General features: G+C 67.6%; 3 protein-coding genes. 2 read left to right on the forward strand and 1 reads right to left on the reverse strand.

Annotated features, from left to right (window positions below):
* Positions 1-1,674: DEAD/DEAH box helicase (locus AC2VOU_RS06040; protein ID WP_486956552.1), on the reverse strand; the 1,674-nt coding region annotated here is incomplete at its 3' end.
* Positions 1,675-1,768: 94 nt separating this feature from the next.
* Here AC2VOU_RS06040 and AC2VOU_RS06045 point away from each other — a divergent pair.
* Both AC2VOU_RS06045 and AC2VOU_RS06050 read left to right on the forward strand, forming a co-directional pair.
* On the forward strand, positions 1,769-2,317 hold the full coding sequence (locus AC2VOU_RS06045; protein WP_486956554.1) for an LppP/LprE family lipoprotein: 549 nt from the start codon (positions 1,769-1,771) through the stop codon (positions 2,315-2,317).
* Positions 2,318-2,354: 37 nt separating this feature from the next.
* A complete protein-coding gene (locus tag AC2VOU_RS06050; protein WP_486956553.1) occupies positions 2,355-5,768 on the forward strand; it encodes a TM0106 family RecB-like putative nuclease in 3,414 nt (1,137 codons plus the stop codon).
* Positions 5,769-5,869: the final 101 nt, after the last annotated feature.

A 5,869-nucleotide genomic window follows, 5' to 3' on the forward strand; every position in this document is an offset into this window, starting at 1 on the left:
GCCGCGGCGGTTCTTGTCCGGAGCCCGATCCGGTTGCAGGTTGATCAGCTGACCGGAGATACGAGTGTTCTCAAGGGCTTTCAGAGTCGCCCGGGGCAATTTGGCCGGCAGTTCCACGAGCGAGAAATCCGGTTTGATGGTGATGTGGCCGAAGTCGCTGCGGTGCAGTCCGCCCTCGTTGGCGATGGCGCCGACGATCGCTCCCGGTCCGATCTTGTGCCGCTTACCGACCGCGATGCGATACGTGGCGAGACCCTTCGTGGGTCCGTCGCCGAAGCTGCGAGCGGGTTTGGCCGGCCGGTCCTGGTGCTCGCGTTGCCGGCGCTCGGCGGGAGATTCCGGCGACATCAGAAAGTCTTCGCCGTCGCGTGACTGCAGCGCCAGCGCCGCGGCGATGTCGGCCATCGGAACATCGTGCTCGCGCTCGTAATCCGCGACCAGGCGGCGGAACAATTCCAGTCCGGGCGAGCCGAGGCTGTCGGTGATGGAGTCGGCGAACTTCGCCACCCGCTGGGCGTTCACGTCGTCGACGCTGGGCAGTTGAGCCTCGGTCAGCTTCTGCCGGGTCGCCTGCTCAATGGACTTCAGCAAGTGGCGCTCACGCGGCGAGACGAACAGCAGCGCGTTACCCGACCGTCCCGCCCGGCCCGTCCGGCCGATGCGGTGCACATATGACTCGTTGTCGTGCGGAATGTCGTAGTTGACCACATGCGAGATCCGCTCGACGTCCAATCCCCGGGCCGCGACGTCGGTGGCGACCAGGATGTCGATGCCCCTGGCACCGCCCTCTTTGAGCGCGGTGATCGTCCGCTCGCGCACCGCCTGCGGGATGTCGCCGTTGATGGCAGACGCGGAAAAGCCTCGGGCGCGCAGCTTTTCGGCGACCTCTTCGGTGGCCTGCTTGGTGCGCACAAAGACGATCATCGCTTCGAACGGCTCGACCTCCAGGACCCGGGTCAGCGCGTCCATTTTTCGCGGGCCGGCCACCTGGATGTAGCTCTGTGCAATGTTCTCAGCGGTGGCGGTTTTCGCCTCGACCTTGACCTCGGTCGGGTCGTGTAGGTATTTATTGCTGAGCTTGCGGATCGCCGGTGGCATGGTCGCGGAGAACAACGCGACCTGTTTGTACTCCGGCGTCTCGGCCAGGATCCGCTCGACTTCCTCGGCGAAGCCCATCGTCAGCATCTCGTCGGCCTCGTCGAGCACCAGGTAGTCGACGTGGGACAGGTCCAGCGTCCCGCGCTCGAGGTGGTCGATCACGCGGCCGGGCGTGCCGACGACCACCTGCGCGCCGCGCTTCAGCCCGGCGAGCTGCGTCGTGTAGGACGCTCCGCCATAAATCGGCAGCACGTTGACCTGCGGCAGGTGGGTGCCGTAGCGGCTGAACGCCTCGGCGACCTGCAGCGCCAGCTCCCGGGTCGGGGCCAACACCAGGGCCTGGGTGGCTCTGTTGCTGGTGTCGATCTTGGACAGGATCGGGACCGCGAACGCAGCCGTCTTGCCTGTTCCGGTCTGGGCCAGACCGACCACATCCGAGCCCGCCATCAGGGCCGGAATCGTCGCTGCCTGAATCGCCGACGGCGACTCGTAGCCGACGTCGGCAAGGGCCTGCAGCACCGACGGGTGAATCTGCAGGTCGGCGAAGGTCACGGTGTCATCATGCGGGGAGTCCATGTCGAGTCAAAGCTTAGTGGTCGACTGCCACTCGGCCACGCCTGCCGCGTCGACGGGGCTGGTCAAGGTACCGTGCGGCGTTGTGTGGACACCAATGCGGCTGATCGGGATAACCGCCGCCGCGCTGCTCGCCGCCCCGCTGAGCGGGTGCGGATCAGGGGATTCGACCGTCGCGAAGACTCCCGAGCCCACCAGCCACACCACCGCCGCTGCACGGCCGACGGCAGCGCCGCCCGCGGCCGCCGCGCCGTCGTCCACCCCGGGGCCCGTCGACCCCTGTGCGGTCAACCTTGCCGATCCCGCGATCGCCCGCGGGGTGTCCGAGCTGCCGCTGGATCCGCGCAGCCACCAGCCGTGGAACCCCGAGCCGCTGGCCGGCAACTTCAACGAGTGCGCGCAGCTGTCCGCGGTCATCGTCAAGGCCAACACCAACGCCGAGAGCCCCAACACCCGCGCGGTGCTGTTTCATCTCGGCAAGCTGATACCGCCCCAAGGGGTGCCCGACACCTACGGCTTCAATGGCCTCGACAACTCGCAGTGCACCGGTGACACGGTGGCGCTGAGCTACTCCGGCGGGATCGGCCTGCCCAGCATCGTGAAGTTCCGCTGGAACGGCAACGGGGTGGAGCTGATCGCCAACTGAGCCCGAGTTGTCGGTGCGGCCACCTACAGTGGCTGCTGTGTTCATGGCTGGCGACAGTGTCATCTTCAGCGCGTCGGATCTCGCGTCCGCGGCGCGCTGTGAATACGCCCTGCTGCGGGATTTTGACGCCAAACTCGGTCGTGGGCAACACGTCACGGTCACCGACGACCTGTTGGAACGCACCGCGGCTCTCGGTGACGAACACGAACGCCGCCGGCTCGACCAACTGCGCGACGAGCACGCCGGCGGCGTCGCGGTAATCGGCCGGCCCGCCCCCTTCACCGTCGAGAACATCACCGCGGCCGCGACACAGACCCGGCGCAAGATGGACCAGGGCGTACCGGTGATCTACCAGGCCGCGATGTTCGACGGCCACTTCGCTGGGTTCGCCGATTTTCTGGTGCTGCGCGACGGCAGGTATCAGGTGTCCGACACCAAACTGGCCCGCTCGGCGAAAGTCACTGCGCTGCTTCAGATCGCCGCCTACGCGGACACCTTGCGCCAGGCCGGTGCCGCAATGCACCCCGAAGCGGAATTGATGCTCGGTAACGGCACCGCGGTCAACTACCAGGTCGACGAGCTGATCCCGGTGTACCGCGAGCAGCGCGCGCGACTGCAGCGCCTGCTCGACGATCACTACGCCGCAGGCTCCCCGGCGCGCTGGACCGACGACGGCGTTCGGGCCTGCTTTCGGTGCCCGGTCTGCGCGGAGCAGGTGCGCGCCGCCGACGACCTGCTCCTCGTCGCGGGCCTGCGAGTCAGCCAGCGCGCCAAGCTGATCGACGCCGGCCTCATCACCGTCTCCGACCTCGCCGGGCACTCCGGTTCGATTGCCAACATGTCCGCGCGTTCGGTCACCGGACTCGTCGCCCAGGCGAGGCTACAGATCCGCCAACGCGACATCGGCACACCACAGTTCGAGGTCGCCGACCCGCAACCGTTGACGCTGCTCCCCGATCCCGACGCGGGCGATCTGTTCTTCGATTTCGAGGGTGACCCGCTGTGGACCGCCGACGGAGTCGACTGGGGTCTGGAGTATCTGTTCGGCGTTCTCGAAGGTGGCAGGGCGGGCGCTTTTCATCCGCTGTGGGCACACGACCGGCTCGACGAGCGCACGGCGCTCACCGAATTCTTGGCGCTGGTTGCCAAGCGTCGCAAGCGTTTCCCCAACATGCACATCTATCACTACGCCGCATACGAGAAGACGGCGCTGCTCCGGCTGGCCGGTCGTCACGGCGTGGGGGAAGACGACGTCGACGACCTGCTGCGCAGCGGAACGCTTGTCGACCTGTATCCGATTGTGCGCAAGAGCATTCGGACGGGTAGCGAGTCGCTGAGCCTGAAGGCGTTGGAGCCGCGGTACATGGGATCCCGGCTGCGGTCGGGTGAGGTGACCACCGCCACCGACTCGATCACGCAGTATGCGCGCTACAGCGAACTGCGCTCCGGCGGCGACCTCGACCGGGCGGCGGCCGTCCTCAAGGAAATCGAGGGCTACAACCAGTACGACTGCGAATCCACCCGCGAATTGCGTGACTGGCTGATCATCCAGGCCTTCGAGAACAGTGTCACACCGGTCGGCACCCAACCGGTTCCCGATGTAGGCGTCATCGAGACCACCGACCCGCTTGCAGCAGCGCTGCGGCAATTCAGCGGCGACGCCGCGACCGGTGATCGCACTCCCGAGCAGACAGCCGTGGCGCTGGTCTCGGCGGCCCGCGGCTTCCACCGACGCGAGGACAAGCCGTTCTGGTGGGCCCACTTCGACCGGTTGAATTACCCCGTCGACGAATGGGCGGACCAGACAGACGTTTTCATCGTCAACGAGGCGGACGTCGACATCGAGTGGCATCAGCCGCCCCGGGCCCGCAAACTGCAGCGGCGGGTTCGGTTGACCGGCGAATTGGCCCGCGGCCGGCTCGACGACAACGTCTTCGCGCTCTACGACCCGCCCGCCCCGTCCGGGCTGGCCGACAACCCGGACCGGCGCGCGGCCGGCCACGCCGAGGTCGTCGATTTCGACGACCCAACCGTCCCGACCTCGGTGGTGATCTGCGAACGAACCCCGCCCGACGGCAACACTTTTCACCAGCTCCCGTTCGCGCTGACGCCGGGTAGCCCGGTCAACACCAGGCCGCTGCGCCAGGCCATTGAGACGGCGACGGCAAAGATCGCGGCGACGCTGCCACACCTCCCCCGCACCGCGGTGATCGACATCCTGCTCCGCCGTCGACCACGAACCCGAAGCGGCGACGACCTTCCCCGAAGCGGCGATTTCATCGCCGACATCACCGCCGGTCTGCTCGACCTGGATTCGTCCTACATCGCGGTGCACGGGCCGCCCGGCACCGGCAAGACCTACACCGCGGCCCGCGTCATCACCCGACTGGTGACCGAGCATCGTTGGCGGGTCGGGGTGGTCGCGCAGTCGCATGCGGTGGTGGAAAACCTGCTGCAGGGCACCATCGACGCCGAGATCGACCCGGCGCGGGTGGCCAAGAAGGGCGAGCGTCCGGGTGCGGTATGGCAGCAGATCCGCGAGAACGACTACCCGGCATTCATCAGCGGCACACCAGGATGCGTGATCGGCGGCACCGCCTGGGACTTCGCCAACCCCAGCCGGGTCCCGCCGGAAAGCCTCGACCTGTTGGTGATCGACGAAGCCGGCCAGTTCTGCCTGGCCAACACCATCGCGGTGGCCGCGTCGGCCGGCAACCTGCTGCTGCTGGGCGATCCGCAGCAGTTGCCGCAGGTCAGCCAGGGCACTCATCCCGAACCGGTCGACGGGTCCGCGCTGGGCTGGCTGATCGAAGACCACCGCACGCTGCCCGCCGAGCGCGGCTACTTCCTCCACCGCTCACGCCGCATGCATCCCGCCGTATGCGCTCCGGTGTCGGCGCTGTCCTACGAGGGCCGTCTGCGCCCGTACACCGAACTCACCGCCGCGCGCCGCCTGCACGGCTATCCGGCCGGGGTGCAGGTGCTTCGCGTTGCCCACGAAGGCAATTCGACCGAGAGTCCCGAAGAGGCGGACGCGATCGTTCAGCTGATCAACACGCTGGTCGGCTTGGCCTGGACAAGCGAGCACGGTACCCGGCCATTGGCGTCCACCGACGTACTGGTGCTGGCTCCCTACAACGCACAAGTGCTGCTGCTGCGCCGGCAGTTGGCTTCCGCCGGCCTCGGCGACGTCCGGGTGGGAACCGTCGACAAGTTCCAGGGCGCCGAGGCGCCGGTGGCGATCGTGTCGATGACAGCCTCGTCCGTCGACGACATCCCGCGCGGAATTCCGTTCCTGCTCAACCGCAATCGGTTGAATGTGGCGATCAGTCGCGCGCAGTACGCGGCCGTGATCGTGCGGGCCGACGCGTTGACCGACTACCTGCCGCCGGCGCCGGGCAGCCTGGTCGAACTCGGCGCGTTCTTGGCATTGACCGCGCCCGCGATCTAGCTGCCGGGCGACGATGCCAACGACGGCCTAGGGGTCGCGGCGGTAGCGCCGGGCCGGACTGCTGTCAGTATCCGCGGGACGGAAGTGGCGGTCGTCATCGA

The organism is Mycobacterium sp. TH-M25 (genome assembly GCF_057473665.1).

Coding starts and splice junctions, on each gene's coding strand:
- AC2VOU_RS06045 (WP_486956554.1), top strand. CDS start 1,769: ATGCGGCTGATCGGGATAACCGCCGCCGCGCTGCTCGCCGCCCCGCTG.